This is a genomic window from Carboxylicivirga agarovorans, assembly GCF_050589845.1.
GTDB classification, from domain to species: Bacteria; Bacteroidota; Bacteroidia; order Bacteroidales; family Marinilabiliaceae; genus Carboxylicivirga; species Carboxylicivirga agarovorans.
In genome coordinates this window covers 162,004-180,179 of the sequence record NZ_JBNGPA010000002.1, presented here as the reverse complement: position 1 = coordinate 180,179, position 18,176 = coordinate 162,004, and the positions used below count along the sequence as shown (strand labels likewise).

Here is an 18,176-nt window from a genome sequence, read left to right as displayed (position 1 = left end):
TTATCAACAATAAGTTAAACTTAGTCAAATCTCTTTAAACTATTGACCTCTTTGTTCCAACAGTAAATAGTCCATCACATGCTTAACTACCCCATCATAGTCTTCAATACCTGCCTCGACATTGTTTGACTTCAGATATGCATCATTGACTTTAGCAGCCACTAATTCGACATTTCTGTTCATTAAGGCCATCCAGTGATAATGAGATTTGTAAAAGTCATGTCGCACCTCGTAACGAATATCTTTAACTATTTCTCCAAAACCATCATACTTATAGCACTCATACACAAAGTACTGCATCAAATTCAGGTTTGCACTATAGGCTAATATCTTATTGTCAGAATCAGAACAAACCAGCCAGGCATAAAAGTTAGCCTCTGCCTCGCTTGTAATACCCAATTTATGAGCCATTTCATGAGCCAGCACATGTGGGTATTCCAAAGGGAGCAGATAATCATTCAGATGCACTTCACTGAAAAAAGGTCCATAATATCCTGAAATAGTTGCAGCACCGAATAAACGACTCATTGTAATGGATTTGGGTACTGTTTGTAATAATCCGACATCAATCTTAAGAAAATCGGCATGTTTACGGTAAGCTTCATTAAGCAACTGCATCACCTCGTTCTTATCAACAGCATAAAGTGGCGTGTATGAAACATTGGTTTTTTCAACCAGTAAACGAAACGCACTCATCAACTCCTGAACGTCAGCACTGGCCGATGGCATATCGAGCCGTGTATTTATATCTGATCGGTAATAGTTAAATCCCCAAAACAGATTGAAACAAACATAAACAACAGCTATTGCAGTCGCAATACGGGCAACAAAACGACGAAACGACAAGCGGCGAACTAGCAGAGCGATCACATTCGCCAGCAAATAAATGATCAATGCGGCATAAAACGCATCATCAACTGAAAAAGGGAAAAGATTGCTAAACAAGGCCAATCCCTTTGCTAGTAGAGGGTATAAACCTGATGAATAAACGAATTCAATATGACCAGGTCTTGACATACCAATGCGTGTTAAAACAAAAACCAAAAGTGCAAGATAAAGGCTGATGGCAAGCTTCGACCTTAAATATTTTACCGGTATCATTTTGTTCATACTCAAAAATACACAATGTATGCTCAAAAACAGAAAAGAGTGATTTCTATTATAGAAATTTATCAGGATTAACCGAAATTAATGTATTAACTTCGCGTCGGAAACAAAACTATTTTTAAAATGGGTATTGTAATAAAAGAGGTAAATAATAATAAGACTCTTAACGACTTTGTCAATCTGCCATATACGCTCTATAAGAATGAAAAGAATTGGGTTCCGCCGATGAAGAAAGACGAACTCAACTCAGTAATTCCTGAAAAGAACCCAGCCTATGAATTTTGTAAGGTTAAATTATGGGTTGCCTATCAGGATGGTCAATGTGTTGGACGAATTGGAGGTATCATCAACGCGTTGTGGATTGAAAAGAAAGGACAGAACATTGGTCGCTTTACGCGCCCGGAGTTTATTAATGATAAAGAAGTGAGCGCGCTGCTTCTTAAAACTGTTGAGGAATGGTTTAAAGCAGAAGGAATGACTGAATTACAGGGCCCATTGGGCTTCTCCAACCTCGATCATCAGGGCTGCCTCATTGAAGGTCATGACTGGTTACCTTCTGTTGCTTCAGATTATCACATGGCCTATTACCAGGAACACTTTGATGCTTTAGGTTACGAGAAAGAAATTGACTGGATCGAATTCCGCATTACCTTCCCCGACGCCTTACCTGAGAAAGCTTTTAAGGTAGCTGACATGCTTACTAAACGCTATGGTCTAAAAGCCCTTAATTTCACTAAAAGCCAGGAACTGGAACCATATAAAGAAAAGGTGTTTGCCCTGTTTAACAAAGCTTTTGCCGAGCTGTTTGGCACCTTTCAGTTACCTGAGAAAATGGTTCAGTTTTACATCAATAAATATTTCCCTATACTGAATCCCCGTTACGTCAAGATCATTCTTGACAAGGAGGATGAATTAGCCGGATTCCTAATTGCACTTCCATCGCTTTCTGAAGCCATGAAAAAAGCAAAAGGTAAGCTATTACCATTTGGCTGGTGGCATATCATGAAAGCCTTGAAAAAGCCAAAGGAAATGGATTTGATGTTGACTGGTGTTAAACCCGAACTACAGAAAATGGGTGTAGCGGCTTTATTAATGAATGATTTGTGGAAGACCGCCAAAGAGGACGGTGTCAAATATGTTGAAACAACCGGGATGTTAGAAAATAACCATGTTGCTATTCAGATGTGGAAATCTTTTGACCATATTCAGCATAAAAGAAAACGCTGTTACAAAAAAGCACTTTAAGATAATAACGACTATAAAGAAAGAAAGGTGCTTGTGACTGACAGGCACCTTTTTTAATGCCATAAAAAATGACAAGAGCTGAACTATTAAAAGAAGCACGAAGCTACGCTATCATCACACTGGGTTTGATGGTAAGTGCTGTTGGCTGGACCGGCTTTATTATCCCATCCGACATAGTAGGTGGCGGCGTAATGGGACTTTCCTCTTTATTGTATTTTGTTTTTGGTTTACCCGTTGGGCCAACCAACCTTGTTATTAACGGGATCCTTATCCTGTTGTCAATGAAAATATTGGGTAAGGGATTTGGGTTTAAAACCATTTATTCCCTGGTAACCTTATCGGCATTTATTACCGTATTTCCATATTTTATAACCGAACCCATAGTTGCAGATAAATTTATGGCGGCGATTATTGGTGGTGGTATGGTAGGTGCGAGTATTGGAATTTTATTTGTTCAGGGTGGCAGTACCGGAGGAACTGAGATTGTTGCCATGATCATTAACAAGAATCATAATATCAGTCCGGGTCGTATCATGATGTTCCTCGATGTTATCATCATCAGCTCCTCAATATTTGTCTTTAAATCATTGGAAACAATGGTATATGGTTTCGTGGTTGTTGGACTGATGTCTTACATCGCCGATATGCTTTTAACCGGTTCGCGACAATCGGTTCAGGTCCTTATCATTTCTCAGAAGCCAAAGGAAATTGCCGATAAACTCTCATCACAAATAAACAGAGGCCTTAGTTTTTTAAAGGGTCGTGGCTATTATTATGCCGGCGACAGGGAGTTTATCATCACCATTGTTAAAAAGTCTGAGTCACATATGGTGTTTCAGATCATTAAAGAAACAGACCCTGACGCCTTTATTTCGGTGGCCAATGTAATGGCTGTTTACGGTCATGGATTCGATCAGTACAAACCTCCGTTGAGCACTAAAAAATCGTCTAAGCCAAAGAGTAGCGAACACCTGCAAGTTGATTAAGAACAATATCATAAGCTTCGGGCATGCTTGCTTCGAGGCTTATTTTTTCGTTTGTTACCGGATGCCTTAATTCTAATGAACTGGCGTGCAATAACAATCGCTTAATACCTGTTAGTTCGGTCATGATTTTATTTAAGGTCCAGTCGCCATGCTGTGTATCACCCAAAATATCAGTCCTATTCATTGCAAAATGCTGACGTAACTGATGCCAACGCCCTGTTTCGGGGGTAGCTTTAACCAGGCTGACAGATACGTTTTCCTCCTGCTTGTAACAAATACCTGTTTCAATGGAAGAGATCGTTTTATATGCCGTTTTGGCCGATTGGCGTTTCTTCTTTTTCTTAATTAACACATTTTTATCAAACACCCCTTCCCCCGGTATTCCCTTTGTGAGCAACAGGTAGGTTTTCTTTACCTCGCGCTGTTCAAACTGTTTGCTTAAAACTGAAGCGACATCACGAGTAAATGCCAATACAATAACTCCCGAAGTTTTTGAATCGAGCCTGTGGACAGGAAAGACCGGTTGATTGGTCAATAGTCCAACCTGCTTAGTCAGATACTCGGCGTCGACCGGCATAAAATCATTCTTATGAACTGGCAGGTCCACTGGTTTATTAATGGCAATAATTGCCTCATCCTGATAAATGATATCATTTGGTGTTATTTGCATGTGTCAAAGATAGAGGCTTCACATGGCATTTTACCATAAGAATAAAAATACTTGCTATTTTTGCACCCCATATTTCGCTTTATATGCAAAAGGAAACTCTAAAAAATACCTTATTGGCCATTATAGCTTGCTTGTTATGGTCAACTGCCTTTGTTGGTATAAAAATAGGATTACAATATACAACGCCGATCCAGTTTGCCGGACTTCGCTTTTTCTTTTCAGGTCTTCTGCTTTTGCCACTGGTCAAATCACTACCCAACTATTTCATAAGCATTAAGCAAAACCTGTGGCTGGTAATAAAAGTATCAGCATCCCAAACATTTATCCTGTACGCCCTTTTTTATTGGGGTGTTAACATGCTTGACGGGGCTCTGGCTGCTATTATTATTGGTTCGCAGCCACTTTTCGCAGCCCTGACAGCTCACCTTATGATGAGTAATGATAAAATGAGCCTGAGAAAAACACTGACTATATCATCGGGTATAGGAGGCATTATTTTAATAGCATTGCCCAAAGGATTGAGCGGTCCTGAAAGTCTGAGCGAACTGCTTGGAATAACACTACTGGTTTTGGCGAATATTGCTTCGGGAGTAGGCAATGTATTTGTAAGTAAAAACAGAGGTAACATATCGCCTGTCGTTTTAAACTCCTCACAAATGATCATAGGTGGCGCCTTACTGTTTATCTTCTCACTCTTTACTGAGCCTTTCAATGGTTTTATCTTCCCCTCTGAATATTACATGGCATTAGGCTGGCTCAGCTTCTTATCGGCAACAGCCTTTTCGTTGTGGTTTTTCTTACTGCAAAAACCATCCATTAAAGTATCTGACCTAAACATTTATAAATTTATCATTCCTGTATTTGGCGCTACATTGAGCTGGATGATCCTGCCAGATGAATCACCTGATCTGATTTCCATCCTCGGTATGATTATTATCGGTGCTTCAGTTGTGCTCTATAGTCTTGTTGCCTCTAAAAATTAAAATACATTCTGGTAGTGGTATACCAGTGATGTGTTCCTGATTTAAATTCTTTGGATTGCAGGATAACATCGAAATTAATACCGAATGATTTATAGCTTGCACCAACACCTGTACGCCATTTACCAATGATCTTATTCATCTCGCTAAATTCAACGTAATGGATTTTCTCATTTCGGTACCATCCTCCCATTAATGTAGCATTGTAGCCAACCACAGACAATGTTGGTTCGGTATTGAAATACATTTGCCAGCTATTACTGCGGTTCATTAAGGGCAAACCCAGATTATCCATATAACTATCCATTCTCCCTGCTCTGAAAAGCACACCTACGGATGCATCATCGTGCAGGGTTCCGACCCTGGCTCCACCTTTGGCGTACAGATCCAGGCCACCGGATTCGTACAACTGCTTTGACACCTCCAGGTTATAATTTAAAACAGGCCAGTTATACTGCTGATGGTGCCATCCGTTGGGTAGTGTATTATCCGACCATTCATGGTATTTATATTGTACCTGACCAGCTCCTGAAGCAGGTCCCATCACGCCTATATCCAATTCAGCATTAAACAGCCAACCTGTTTCTTTATTAGCTGCCCTCGAATGAGATGTAAATACCAAAACCCCGGCGTAGGGACGGTCAGTATATTGAATCTCATCACTTTTAATATCTTTTGGGGTATATGTTTTTTGAAAGCCCGAAAAACCATACACTACTTTATCGTATTCTTTGGGTCTGAGTAAGATCAAATTAACAGGATTACGCTCAAAAAATGGGTGATACGTTCCAAACGACATACCTTGGGTATAGTAATAATCAGTCATCATAAACACATCATTATCCCAGCCCAGCTGATAATAACTATTGGGCATCGCTTCCTGAGCCCTTAAAGAATAAGTACTTAAAACAAGAAAACCGATTAATGCTATGTACCTTACAAATGCTTTCATGAAACAAGTTTCCTCTGTAAAAGCAAATCTGATTCCATTAAATCTTAAAAAAAGCTAAACTTTCTTACGATCTTTTTTGTCCTTATTATGTAAGCATCAAAACAATAACCTATTTTTACTACATAATTGTTACTGCAATTAATAAACCAAACATCTAACAACTCGTCTATGAGGTATATAACGAGCATCCTACTTCTTGCAATCGGATTGCAATTAGCAGCTATGAATCAGGAAAATGATTCTATCCAATCCAAAGACAAACCCAAACGATACAATGCTATTTCGTTGCGCTATCATTCGGGTAGAGTTTTACAAACAAATGACTTTGTTAAAGGAGAAAATAACGCCAACCAGGTAATTGACTACTACCAGTCACTTAATATTGCTTATAAGGTACAAACTGACGGCAGTAAAGAATGGCACCATATTTTTAACTTTCCTTATTATGGTGTAGCATTCTACAGTGCTAACTTCTTCAACGTTGATGAACTGGGAACCCCCAATGCCTTGTATGGCTTTATGGGTTTTCCGTTTAAAAGAGGAAAAAAAAGCCTGTGGGGTTACGAACTGGGATTTGGTTTGACTTATAACTGGGAACCCTATGATAAGTACGACAACCCATTTAACGTGGCCATTGGCTCATACAGAACAGTATATATTGATGCCAATTTGTTTTACGAATACCATTTAAGTCCTCGATTCGATTTGCGCGGATCATTCGGCTTCACGCATTTTTCCAATGGAGGAACCCAAAAGCCCAATAGTGGTCTTAACCTGCTATCTCCTTCCATTGAATTAAGTTATAACTTTAAGGACCGACCGGTATTAATCAGAACAGCTCAACCTGCCTATAAGCAACATCATGAGGTAGCTATTCAGCTGGGCGCCGGTTCAAGCAATCTTTTATACGACAATAAAAATGAACCGGTCAATCCGGAAGACCCTAAAGGAACTGCAGATGTAATGCACTCCTACCTTAACTTATCAGCAGCTTACTTAAAGCAAACAACCTGGAAAAATAAATTCGGTGCGGGTCTTGATATCACGTACGATGAAACAGCTAATGTAACAGTCACATACCCTGAAGATGGCAGTCAGGAGCCTGTTGTTGAAATGGCAGATAAACTGTCTGATAAGATGATGCTTGGTCTCTTTGGCACCTATGAATTTGCCATTGACAGACTCTCGGTCGCATCTTATCTTGGCTTTTTAGTACTTCGCAACAAGGGAACAAATGCCAACCCTTTTATGTATCAGAAATTTGGTATCAAATACCACTTTAAAAACGATATGTATGCGGGATTATTAGTGCGGGCCCATAACTTTTCTGTAGCCGAAGTGATTGAGTGGAATATTGGCTACCGCATAAAGTGGCATTAATTTTGATTAATCAAACATGAACACATAAAATCTATCGTCATGAAAAAGATAGCCATTTTAACTTTACTATTAAGCTTTACACTTGTTGTATTTGGACAGGAAGAAGAAAAAAAGCTTACACGCAAAGAACGTCGCGAACTGCGTAAACAAGAGGAAAAAGAACGTTCTGAACTAATGGCTAAAGCACTTACAATAGCTATTGATGAGAAGCAGTGGGTGCTGGAAGCCAACACTCTCGCAGGAAAACGAGGCTCATCGGTTAATGTTAGCAGCAGCTTAAACTTTATTGCCGTCGAAGGAGATGAAGCGTTTGTTCAGCTGGGTTCCAATAGTGGAATGGGTCAGAATGGAGTTGGAGGTGTTTCAGTGCGAGGAACCATTAGTAAATACGAGGTAAATAAGAATGAGAAAAAAGGAACTTACTTTATCTCCTTATTCGTCAATTCTGCTCTTGGCACCTTTGATATTCGCCTTGACTGCAATGCAGACGGACAGATAGCAAGTGCTACCGTGCAGGGCAATTCATCCAACCGTGTTCAGTATCGCGGTATAATTGTGCCTGTTGGTCAATCATCAGTTTATAAGGGTTCTCCTATTATATAATAGAGACTAACTAGAAAAGCATAAAAGGTTGGGCTTAGGCCTGACCTTTTTTGTTTTCGTCCATCCCGTTAACAGGAATATAGAAGTAAAAAATTGTTCCCGCTCCTACTTTTGACTTCAGCCATATTTTACCACCAAGCATCTCTATCAGTTGCTTGACTATGCTTAATCCAAGGCCTATACCACCATGTACATCACGCCCATTCTCAACTTTCTGAAATGGAGAAAAGATATTTTCATGGTATTCTTCAGCTATACCAAGCCCTGTATCCTCTATTGCGAACAATATAATATGCGGATTGACATCCCAGTCAATATGGTTGGTGTTATTCTTTTCTGCATCTGATAGCTCTTTAACGGTCAGTTTTACATGTCCTTCTTCCGTAAACTTAATGGCGTTATTTAGCAGGTTGATTAATATTTGCTTCAATCGTTCAGGATCTGTATGCACTTTCAGCTCTTGAGATAAAAGTTGCATATCCAGTTTATAATCAACCTTTAAATTATCAACATTGAGCTCCAATGACTTGAAAACATATTTACATAACTCCGACAATTCCACCCATTGCCTGGCCAGGTATACCTGGCCTGTTTCAATGCGTGAGATATCAATGATATCATTAATCAGCACCAGTAAGCTATCACTGCTTTTTTGTACAACATTGGCAAATTCTTTCCGCTCGTCAAAACTATAAACATCACTGGTCAGCAAAGTAGAAAAACCGACTATAGAATTCATTGGTGTTCTGATCTCATGCGACAGGTTAGCCAAAAATGCCGTTTTTAAGCGATCTGCCTCTTCGGCTTTCATTTTTGCCTGTTCCAGGTCAGACGTTCTTTCCCTGATCAGATCTTCCAGGTAATACCGATGCCTTTCCAGTTCTTCTTTTTGAGAGATCACCTCTTCACGGCTGTCTTCCAGTTCAATATTAGCCCGACGAAGTTGCAAGGTTCTTTCTTCGATACGATTCTCAAGATACTTTTTTTGACGACTCAGATACCTTACCCGTAACAAATACATCAGGTAAACAGTAAAAACTATCAACACGACCAGCATCCCCCTAAATACCCTGCTATCAGTAAATTTAGGCTTTACGATCAATACTATTGAATCGCCTTCATTGTTCCAGTAATGGTCATTATTACTGCCTCGCACTTTTAATTTGTACTTCCCTTCGGGTAAGGAAGCATATGTTTTATTACTGAATGCCATCAATGTATCCCACGTGCTTTCATACCCTTCAAGTTGCCATACTGCCAGGTTGCGTAATGAATTCTGATAATTAAGTACACTGGCATAAAACGAAATGGGTTTGTGCCTGGTTGATATTTCAAGCGTATCACTGCCTATATACTCCCAGTTAGAGTACACCTGACCTCCTACAACTACATTATCATCTTCAAGTGAATAGGAGCCTAAGTCAATATTTGGAATTTCCTTGTTTAATGGAAAATTCCCTGGATTAAACTCTATAAATCCACCAAATCCCCCCATTAAAATACTCCCGTCTTTGTCAATAAAATGGGCTCCTTCGTTAAACTCCCGACACATGGTACCTTCACTCTTCCCGAAGCTTAAAGCTGTTTTCTCATCAAGCGAATACCTGATAACTTTCGAATTAGTGTTCATCCATAAATATCCATCCTTATCTTGACTGATCGAATAAATATTTGTTGATAGAAGCTCATCGTTATTATTTAATTGTGATACCTTTTTACTCAATTTATTAAACCTTAATAAGCCGGTACCATAACTGGCAATCAATATGGTGCTGTCATTTTGCATGTGCAGCTGCATTGGCCTGTTATAGCGTACTGCACCCTGCTCATTTTGCAAGGACAAAGAATAGCGTTCATATTTTTTCGTGTTAGTATCAAAAGAGGTGATAAAGCCATCCTTGTCTCCCAACCATAATATACCCTTGTTGTCAAATGACGCGGTATTAACCTTTAATGTATTCTGATGCCTGAACGCTTCGGGATATGCATACAATTGATAATCGAGAGTTTTTGAATTAAACCGTAGTACCCCATCATAGCTGACCAGCCAGAGATAGCCGTTAAATGGCTTAATCTCTTTGATAACATTGAGGTTTCTTTGTGTTGAACTGGAGCCTGAAAACCATGTACGCCTGCATTCATTTGTATTCAGATCAATACTAACCAAACCATTAAATGTACCGATCCAGAACATTTGCTCTTCATCTTCATAACCACAGGCAACTGTATCTCTGTTAAAAACAATATCACCACATGATGAAACGCGTTCCGCTTCTTTTCCCTCCGGCTTTTTATACAAACCATTATATGACCACCACCAATAGTTTCTTTTTGAATCTTTATATAGAAAGAAAAGGTTATTTGCTAACTCTTCTTCATTTAAGTTGGTTTTAAACTGTTTAAACCGGGTATCCCTTTCCTTATATTGAGACAAACCATCTTTTGTTCCAACCCATGTAAAATCATATTTAGCAGAATAGTACAAGGTACTTACCCAGTTATTGGCCAAAGAATCGCCTTCTGCTGATGCCAGATGGTGGTTAAGCAGAGTTCCGTCATAGCTTAGCTGCATTAATCCATTTCCATAGGAACCCAACCATATATTTCCAATTCCATCATCCATGTGTTTGGTTAACATGGGGCTATCGGGCTCATTTTGATAAAGAATCTTTGTCTCTCCAGATAGAATTTCTTTTGACATCAGGCGATTGGCAAAGCAAACCATCAAAGTAGTATCATCCTTAAAACTTACCGACTTAACCGACTCTGAGTTAGAACAGAACGATGCTTTTTTTAATTCGTAATCTTTGCGCTTTATTTGCTCAATGGAATATTGATACAAGCCATGATTTGTGGCGACATAGAGCATATTGTCATGGTGTACAATTTTATTTACATTGTATCCACAATCATATTTAGCTGTGTAAAGGTCAATGAATTCTTTATTATGCAGGTTATACACTTGCAGCCCATAATCAACAGTACCTATAAACAGCCAGTCCTGCAGACGGTATATTGAATTAACAATACCCAATCCCGCAACATTTACATCGTTAGCAGGACGTTGTATTTGCTTCGATTTGAACGTTTTAAGATTTAGCTGATTAACTCCTCCATAATGGGTACCAATCCACAGATACTTATTATTTTGATCGACATGAAGCGTGTTGATATTATTCCCTGATAATGATGTAGAATCATTTGCCTCATGCCTGAAGTTGTCGAAATAGATACCATCAAACAGATATAAGCCCTCAGTGGTACCAACCCATGTATATCCAATAGAATCCATTGCTATGGATTGAATTAGCGGATGCTCAAGGCCATCACTTTCTCCATAACTAATAAAACTATGCTGTTGCCCTTGTGCAATTACAGATACCAGCAGGAACAACACTCCAATAACAAAGCAACTTCTCAACACACTTATAGTTTATTATTTTTCCCCGACAATTATACCAATGAGTATAATTGAACATTCCCATGAGACATATACCTTACAAACACATTAAAGGTTACAACAAAAGCTGTAACTTTTAAGAATATTAAATAACTAAAGCCCAAGCACCTGAATTGCTAATCCCAATAAGCAAATAGAAGTTTGTCAATTGGGTGACCAGGGTTTTCAAAACGCTTAAAATTAACAAATGACAGTCCGCAGAAAACAGCAAGTACTACAACCGCCAGTGTCATCAAAGTAAGCAAACTTTCACCTTAACTATCAATGTGAAAGTAAAAAATGATCGGGACCAAAGAAGGTATGAATGAAACCTATAGAGGCAGCACTTATAACTAAAACTGGTAATTCCTGACTCATTTTACTTATAAAAGTAATAAAATATAACCTGCATGCTACCCTGAGAGGATACAAGCAGTCTAATTTATTCCCAATCTAAATCAGTTCTTTAAACGCCCTGATAATATTTCTTATTGACTCAGAACTGATCTCATTGAAATCAATTTCTGCAGGTGCAATAAACTCAAATCCTGAAATATCATCTTTAGCATGCATATTCTCAAAGCTTTTAACTTCACATAAAAAGCCCAGGTCGGTTGTATAAACAGAAAAGTCTGAGAACACATATTCATTGGGAAAAGAACTTATGTATTTCAGACTAACCACATCAAGGTTCAGTTCTTCCTTGATCTCACGTATTACAGATTCCTCTGCTCTTTCCATTGGATCAACAAAACCACCTGGCAAATCAAGCTTTCCTTTCTCCGGATCAAACGCCCGGCGCGTCAGCAACATTTCACCCTTTGAATTGACAATCACTGCAGCCACGGCGCAGGCAGAGTTGATAAAAAAGTGAAATTGACATGCTTTACATTTAAAAGATTTACTTCCATCAAAGACAAAATGTGGAGAACCACACCTGGGGCAATATTTAATCACTTCTTGAGGTTGTGTCATAATCAAATAGCTAATAATTAAATTTATTTAACAAAATTCATATCAACAATTACTTATAAACATTTGATTTAATATCCCTAAGCAACTTATATTTGTTGGTACTAAATGTACATAAGTAATTTTGAAACCAACCCTTCATGTCAAAAATAAAGCAATCCCCCTTCACTAAATCAGCCTTTGATGTATTGGCGTTTGCCTTACAATTAAAGAAGCATCCGGAGTTTGAGAATATTTATGTAGATAAGAGAAAAGTTCAGTATAGGAGAACGAAGTGGGGTTTCGAGAAAACTGAAAAATACAATTTGCGCCTGGCGCTTATGCGTAAAGAAAAAAAGCATGCTCAATTAGCAGATGAATACGACAACCTCATTCAGGAATACGAACAACTTTTAAAAAGAAAAACCGGCCTTATTCATCATTTAGAAGCTGCCAATGATAAACTTAAGGACAACCGCAAGGAAAAGGGCTTTTTAAAAAAGCACCTGAAGGAAGTACTTGATAAAAACATTTCACTTGACAAGCGAATGCAGCGCATGATCAAGCAAGAAGAAAATCAAAAGCAACAAATTGAAAAGCTTAAAAGCTCCAAAGACAACCTGTTGGAACAAAACAATTATCTGACAGATAAAACCCGCCAGCAAAAAAACCAGATAAATGCTCTTTTAAAAACGATTGAGGAACTAAAATCCAGACTAAAAGAGAATGTGCTTGAAGGAAATGCTGAGTCTAAAATGGTTTGAGGATCAATTGAAACTCATACTTACCAGGCATTATCAGATAAGGTGAATGCGGCATAGCCCCCCAGGAGTTGTCGCCACCTACTCCCATTATTTTATGATCAAGATGCAAAAACACTTCATCGTTACCATCCAGATCAAAAGGATGCAATTGCCCTCTTTCTTCTGATGTCAGATCATTAGCTGTATAGTGCAAAGCCGAAAATCCAAATGTACTATTGCCCATTATATGCAAGCCATTGCCGTTCGTATCGCTTAATTTTAACCAGCGAACATCTGTTTTATATCCATTATCCTGCGGACTTGCATAGTTGACATATTGCTCTTTTACCGAGCTGTTATAAATACCAATAAAAGCCGATGTTTTTCTGTCCGGATAGTTTTCCCATGGCCCCCTGCCATACCACTCTAGTTGTGTGTATTCTTTATTAAGAGCGGTTTTTAAGCCAAGGCGCGGTAGCATTGGTATATTATCTGACACAGGATCAAAGGAATACCTGATGACCACCTGACCATTGCCATACAATGTATAACTCAGATCAATAAAAGAATCTACATGAGGAAGATAAATACGGAATGTAACTACAGCCTGAAAATTACCCTGTCTCGATAAATTTGAATCAACTACCCGCGCACTATCCATTATATTTTGCCAGACTCCAAGTTTCTGAACCATTTTATAGCCATGATCATTATCATTCGGAGCCTTCCAAAACGCTGGTATTAATTCTTCAGCAAGTAGTTCTTTTTCATCATATGTAAATGAATATAAGCTTGCCGTTTCCATATCAAACTGCGCTAAAAAGCGTTCCCCTCCAACCACATATGAATTATCACTCTGCAGGATATGTACCGGTAACTTACTTTCTTTCAGTTGCACCTTGTAAGTCGGGCCCATGCTTATCTGCTCACGGGCCATAATGGCACCTTCTTTAAGTAAGCCCCAATCATCTTTAAGCTTAGCCTCAAGGTTTATAAAGTACTCCGACCCTTCTTTTCTTTTCCATCCGTTCAGGTAAAAAGGAACTTTTTTGGACTGCCCTGGCTCAATGCCTTTCAACGGTAATGAACCTGTTGAAACCACATGGCCATCTTCAAGCATTTCCCATTCCAGCTCAAAACGGTCAAGGGAAATATCATGGTATTTATTGGTCACCAACAGGGCACTATTGTCAAATGGTACAGGCTTAAAATCAATGTACTGATAAACTTTCTTTACTTCGTGTATGGCCGGGTGTAAAGTCCTGTCGGGGTTCACCAGGCCATTCATACAAAAATTGCGATCACTGGGAATATCATCAGGTCCAAAGTCACCGCCATAGGCCCAGTATTTTTGCCCATCTGCCGTGTGTTTCACAAGTCCCTGGTCCACCCAATCCCAGATAAATCCACCTTGAAGATTATCGTATTTCTCAATTACATCCCAATATTCCTGTAAGTTGCCTACACTATTACCCATGGCATGAGCATATTCGCATAAAATATAAGGCCGTTTTTTAAGCTGCCTGCCATAACGAACCAAATGGTCAACAGGCGCATACATCGGACATACAATATCTGTATGAGCTCTCTCCTCTGCCCTTTCGTAATGCACCGGCCTTGTTGTATCAAATTGGTGAATCCAATCTGTACACGCCTCAAAGTTAACACCATCTCCCGCCTCATTACCCAATGACCAGATTATGATTGACGGGTGGTTTTTATCCCGTTGAACCATGCGTTGAACTCTATCCAAATGAGCTGCTTTCCATACAGTATCTTTAGCCAGAGAGCGCGCACCATAGCCCATTCCGTGCGATTCAATATTGGCTTCATCTATAACATACAGTCCGTATTCATCGCAAAGCTGATACCAAAGCGGATCATTGGGATAGTGACTGGTACGTACAGCATTGATGTTGTGCTCTTTCATCAGTCGGATATCCTGCAACATGGATTCGTATGAGATAACATGTCCTTCGACTTCATCATGTTCATGGCGATTAACTCCCTTGAGGTAAATAGCTTTGCCGTTAACCAGCAGCTGACCTCCTGCTATTTCTACCTTTCTGAAACCAACTTTAAAGGCAGTTGATTCCATTGTCATATTTTGCTCATCTTTAAGGCTCACCTGTAAGGTGTACAAATTAGGTATTTCAGCACTCCACAGTAAAACTTGTTCAAGCTCGCCCTTCAACAACACCCTGGTAGAGACCGTGTCAATAAAAAGGTTCTGTTTAATTAACGAAACCACTTTATTACCGTCAAGCAAACGCGCTTCCAGCTGATAATTTCCCAAGGTATCACTGGCATCAATATCCACTCCTATCTTGTAAGTGGCATTGCGATATACAGAATCAAGGTCGCATGCAAAATGAATATCGCGCAACCTGACATCTCCTGTGGCATATAAATAGACATCACGTTCTATACCTGACAGTCGCCAAAAATCCTGGCACTCCAGGTACGAACCATCACTCCATCGATACACCTCCAGGGCCAGTGTATTTTCACCAGGTGCGATGTAATTGGTAATTTCAAACTCAGCCGGTAATTTTGAGCCTTGTGAATAGCCTACTTTTTTACCATTTATCCAGATATAAAAAGCCGACTTAACGGCCCCAAGATGAATGAATACCCGCTTTCCATTCCAGGCTTCATCTATAACAAAAGACTTTCGATAAGAGCCTACCGGATTCCAGTCATCCGGGATATGCGGTGACTGCGGATCTTTCATGGCAAAAGGGTAATTCTGGTTGACATAGATGGGTATGCCATAACCTTCCAACTCCCAATTGGATGGAACTTTAATACTATCCCACGATGATGTATTATACTCGTTCTCATAGAATTCAGCTGGTCGCAATGAAGGGCTCTTTACCCACTTAAATTGCCAATAGCCATTTAATAACTTAAAAAACGATGCCTTATCCCTGTTAAAAGACAGTGCCCGCTTTGCTTTGGTATAGGAGTAAAAACTTGCACGGGCCGGCTCTTTATTGATTGCAAAAACTGCTGGGTTTTCCCAATCGTTTTGTCCTACAGCGTAATTAATACTGAAAGCAAAAACTAAAAAATAGATGATATAGCTGACATACTTGTTCATTCTCAGAAACATTATCGAACAAAATTAATTGAAGTTCAGTAGTAGAGCAATGGTTATATGTACAAAAAAGGGCAGAAACGTTTTGTCCTGCCCTTGTATCAATGATGATAATATCGCATTAATACTATGCTGTCAATCACATAATAAGTTTAACTAAGCCACTGAATTAGAATATCCTTAATTAATCCGTCAGTTGCTCAAAATGTTTTTTAAAACCCGTTTAATTCCATAGTAACGGTTGGGATCAATAATAGAAAACCTAGTATGATCAGTGTAATGATCAGCGGTGCCACCCACTTAAACCATTTTGTATATGGCACTTTAGCAACTCCCAATACACCTATTAAAACCGGTGAAGTTGGAGTGATCATATTGGTAAAACCATCACCAAACTGAAAAGCCATAACTGTTGATTGTCGCGACAAGCCTATGAGATCACTGAAAGGAGCCATAATTGGCATTGTTAATGCTGCTTTGGCCGATCCACTGGGTATAAAGATATTGATCAGCGTTTGAATACCATACATAATACCTACAGAGGCAATATTTCCCAGGTCACTCATTGACTGAGCCAAGGTATGCAGGATGGTGTGAACGATCTTTCCATCTTCCAGGATGACGATGATACCTCCGGCCAATCCAACTACCAATGCCGCTGACATTATATCTTTAGCTCCATCAAGAAACAATTTGGTGATCTGGTTGGCATCATTGCCCATTGAAATTCCTGATAATAATCCCATTGCTAAAAACAGCGCCGCAATCTCGGTGATGTACCATTCATAGCCCATCACACCAACTACAAGAAACAGAATTGTGAATCCCAGCAAGTTAAGAATAAAGAAATGCACCTTTTTTCGTAATGTTAAAAAGCCTGTCAACACGAAAAAGCCAGCCATTAAAGGCATAACCGGCCATGTTACTCCTTCACCGCCTCCTATTTTAAGCGTGGTTTCCTGATGTTTTAAAGCAAATAAAATCAATACGATTGAAGTTAAGGCATAGGCCCACCAGGCCGCTTTTGACGTTGGTTTATCAATCTCTTCTATATTGGTTGCTGCCCTGTTGCGCCAGTATTCATCCTCTTTATAAACAGGTGATGCTTTGGGATTACGCTTTATCTTCCTTGCATAAAACAGTATATAAGCAAAACCAACAATATTAATAAGCACCCAGCAAATAAGGCGATATTCAAAACCTGAGAATAAAGGCAGATCAGCAAGTCCTTGCGCAATGCCAATTGTAAAAGGATTTAAAACCGCCCCTGCAAAACCCAGGTGTGCAGCCAGGTAAACGATCCCTACACCGGTAATACTGTCATACCCCATTGATATGGCCAGAGGTATCAGCACCACCATAAAAGCAATGGTTTCTTCACTCATTCCAAAGACAGCTCCAAAAACAGAGAACATCAACATGATCAATATCAAGATCAGATTATTAGCTCCAAAGAAGCGTATGACTTTGTACTTATCCAGTTTCTTAACAAAATTCAGGAATGAGAAAATACCCACATCAACAGCTTTTGAGTCGTTCATTATCCAGAAGGCTCCGCCTATCATCAGAATAAAGATAATGATACCCGCTCCTTTTTCGAATCCATGGACCATGGCAGCAAACACCTCCCATGTTTGAGGTTGATTTTCAATGGTTTTAAACACCATTTCAGTTTGTTCGATACCATTGACCATGGTGGTCTCCTTCACATACTCGCCACCGGGTATTAACCAGGTCAGAACAGCTGCGAAAACTATAAGGGAAAAAATAATTACGTAAGTGTGGGGAACTTTTTTAAACATAGTTTTAAGATTCTAACATTAAGGTGACACAATAAAGACTCAGTATTCATGATGTATGAATCTCAATAATTAATCGGCACCATAAAATAACAGATAGCAAAAATAGAATTTTACCGGAAACTCAAAGATGTTACATAGCAGGGAATTTATTTATGACGATGCCCGATCTTCTTTTAAAAGCCCAATTGATTAAAATCATAGACATGCATCCAACAAAT

The 18,176-nt window shown here is 39.2% G+C and carries 13 protein-coding genes; 6 read left to right on the top strand and 7 right to left on the bottom strand.

Annotated features, from left to right (window positions below):
* Positions 1-39: 39 nt before the first annotated feature.
* Complete coding sequence (locus ACRD69_RS02825; protein ID WP_430813551.1) at positions 40-1,017, bottom strand: DUF3810 domain-containing protein; 978 nt, start codon at positions 1,015-1,017, stop codon at positions 40-42.
* A 213-nt stretch (positions 1,018-1,230) separates the two neighbouring features.
* Between ACRD69_RS02825 and ACRD69_RS02820 the strand changes: the two genes are divergently transcribed.
* A complete protein-coding gene (locus tag ACRD69_RS02820; RefSeq protein WP_430813550.1) occupies positions 1,231-2,352 on the top strand; it encodes a GNAT family N-acetyltransferase in 1,122 nt (373 codons plus the stop codon).
* Between the two features lie 68 nt (positions 2,353-2,420).
* The gene (locus ACRD69_RS02815) at positions 2,421-3,338 is read left to right on the top strand and encodes a YitT family protein (RefSeq protein ID WP_430813549.1); all 918 of its coding nucleotides are present in this window, start codon (positions 2,421-2,423) and stop codon (positions 3,336-3,338) included.
* Here ACRD69_RS02815 and ACRD69_RS02810 read toward each other — a convergent pair.
* Positions 3,301-4,008 (bottom strand): pseudouridine synthase, encoded by a 708-nt coding sequence (locus ACRD69_RS02810; protein WP_430813548.1) that lies wholly within the window; start codon positions 4,006-4,008, stop codon positions 3,301-3,303. The genes ACRD69_RS02815 and ACRD69_RS02810 overlap by 38 nt on opposite strands.
* 83 nt (positions 4,009-4,091) lie before the next feature.
* On the opposite strand from ACRD69_RS02810, the gene ACRD69_RS02805 reads away from it, so the two are divergent.
* A complete protein-coding gene (locus tag ACRD69_RS02805) occupies positions 4,092-4,991 on the top strand; it encodes a DMT family transporter (protein ID WP_430813547.1) in 900 nt (299 codons plus the stop codon).
* Here the strand turns inward: ACRD69_RS02805 and ACRD69_RS02800 are convergent.
* Complete coding sequence (locus tag ACRD69_RS02800) at positions 4,981-5,940, bottom strand: lipid A-modifier LpxR family protein (protein WP_430813546.1); 960 nt, start codon at positions 5,938-5,940, stop codon at positions 4,981-4,983. The genes ACRD69_RS02805 and ACRD69_RS02800 overlap by 11 nt on opposite strands.
* Before the next feature lie 168 nt (positions 5,941-6,108).
* Here ACRD69_RS02800 and ACRD69_RS02795 point away from each other — a divergent pair, with 168 nt between their 5' ends.
* Positions 6,109-7,320: an acyloxyacyl hydrolase gene (locus tag ACRD69_RS02795; protein WP_430813545.1), complete on the top strand. Its 1,212-nt coding sequence runs from the start codon at positions 6,109-6,111 to the stop codon at positions 7,318-7,320.
* 39 nt (positions 7,321-7,359) lie between these two features.
* On the top strand, positions 7,360-7,923 hold the full coding sequence (locus ACRD69_RS02790; protein WP_430813544.1) for a DUF4251 domain-containing protein: 564 nt from the start codon (positions 7,360-7,362) through the stop codon (positions 7,921-7,923).
* Positions 7,924-7,957: 34 nt separating this feature from the next.
* Here ACRD69_RS02790 and ACRD69_RS02785 read toward each other — a convergent pair whose 3' ends face one another.
* Positions 7,958-11,344, bottom strand: coding sequence for a sensor histidine kinase (locus ACRD69_RS02785; RefSeq protein WP_430813543.1), 3,387 nt, complete (start codon positions 11,342-11,344; stop codon positions 7,958-7,960).
* Between the two features lie 471 nt (positions 11,345-11,815).
* Positions 11,816-12,337: an NUDIX hydrolase gene (locus tag ACRD69_RS02780; RefSeq protein WP_430813542.1), complete on the bottom strand. Its 522-nt coding sequence runs from the start codon at positions 12,335-12,337 to the stop codon at positions 11,816-11,818.
* 137 nt (positions 12,338-12,474) lie between these two features.
* On the opposite strand from ACRD69_RS02780, the gene ACRD69_RS02775 reads away from it, so the two are divergent.
* Positions 12,475-13,077: a hypothetical protein gene (locus tag ACRD69_RS02775; protein ID WP_430813541.1), complete on the top strand. Its 603-nt coding sequence runs from the start codon at positions 12,475-12,477 to the stop codon at positions 13,075-13,077.
* On the opposite strand, the gene lacZ is transcribed toward ACRD69_RS02775, so the two are convergent.
* Positions 13,064-16,159: a beta-galactosidase, LacZ type gene (gene lacZ / locus ACRD69_RS02770; RefSeq protein ID WP_430813540.1), complete on the bottom strand. Its 3,096-nt coding sequence runs from the start codon at positions 16,157-16,159 to the stop codon at positions 13,064-13,066. The two genes, ACRD69_RS02775 and lacZ, sit on opposite strands and share 14 nt — an antisense overlap.
* A 209-nt stretch (positions 16,160-16,368) precedes the next feature.
* Positions 16,369-17,958, bottom strand: a complete 1,590-nt coding sequence (locus ACRD69_RS02765) for a YfcC family protein (RefSeq protein ID WP_430813539.1) — start codon at positions 17,956-17,958, stop codon at positions 16,369-16,371.
* Positions 17,959-18,176: the final 218 nt, after the last annotated feature.

What these genes read in the sequence shown, in the direction of transcription:
- ACRD69_RS02820 (WP_430813550.1), top strand. Translation starts at nt 1,231, where the DNA reads ATGGGTATTGTAATAAAAGAGGTAAATAATAATAAGACTCTTAACGAC.
- ACRD69_RS02805 (WP_430813547.1), top strand. Translation starts at nt 4,092, where the DNA reads ATGCAAAAGGAAACTCTAAAAAATACCTTATTGGCCATTATAGCTTGC.
- ACRD69_RS02775 (WP_430813541.1), top strand. Translation starts at nt 12,475, where the DNA reads ATGTCAAAAATAAAGCAATCCCCCTTCACTAAATCAGCCTTTGATGTA.
- ACRD69_RS02825 (WP_430813551.1), bottom strand. Translation starts at nt 1,017, where the DNA reads ATGTCAAGACCTGGTCATATTGAATTCGTTTATTCATCAGGTTTATAC.
- ACRD69_RS02800 (WP_430813546.1), bottom strand. Translation starts at nt 5,940, where the DNA reads ATGAAAGCATTTGTAAGGTACATAGCATTAATCGGTTTTCTTGTTTTA.
- ACRD69_RS02780 (WP_430813542.1), bottom strand. Translation starts at nt 12,337, where the DNA reads ATGACACAACCTCAAGAAGTGATTAAATATTGCCCCAGGTGTGGTTCT.
- ACRD69_RS02815 (WP_430813549.1), top strand. Translation starts at nt 2,421, where the DNA reads ATGACAAGAGCTGAACTATTAAAAGAAGCACGAAGCTACGCTATCATC.
- ACRD69_RS02790 (WP_430813544.1), top strand. Translation starts at nt 7,360, where the DNA reads ATGAAAAAGATAGCCATTTTAACTTTACTATTAAGCTTTACACTTGTT.
- ACRD69_RS02810 (WP_430813548.1), bottom strand. Translation starts at nt 4,008, where the DNA reads ATGCAAATAACACCAAATGATATCATTTATCAGGATGAGGCAATTATT.
- lacZ (WP_430813540.1), bottom strand. Translation starts at nt 16,159, where the DNA reads ATGAACAAGTATGTCAGCTATATCATCTATTTTTTAGTTTTTGCTTTC.
- ACRD69_RS02795 (WP_430813545.1), top strand. Translation starts at nt 6,109, where the DNA reads ATGAGGTATATAACGAGCATCCTACTTCTTGCAATCGGATTGCAATTA.
- ACRD69_RS02765 (WP_430813539.1), bottom strand. Translation starts at nt 17,958, where the DNA reads ATGTTTAAAAAAGTTCCCCACACTTACGTAATTATTTTTTCCCTTATA.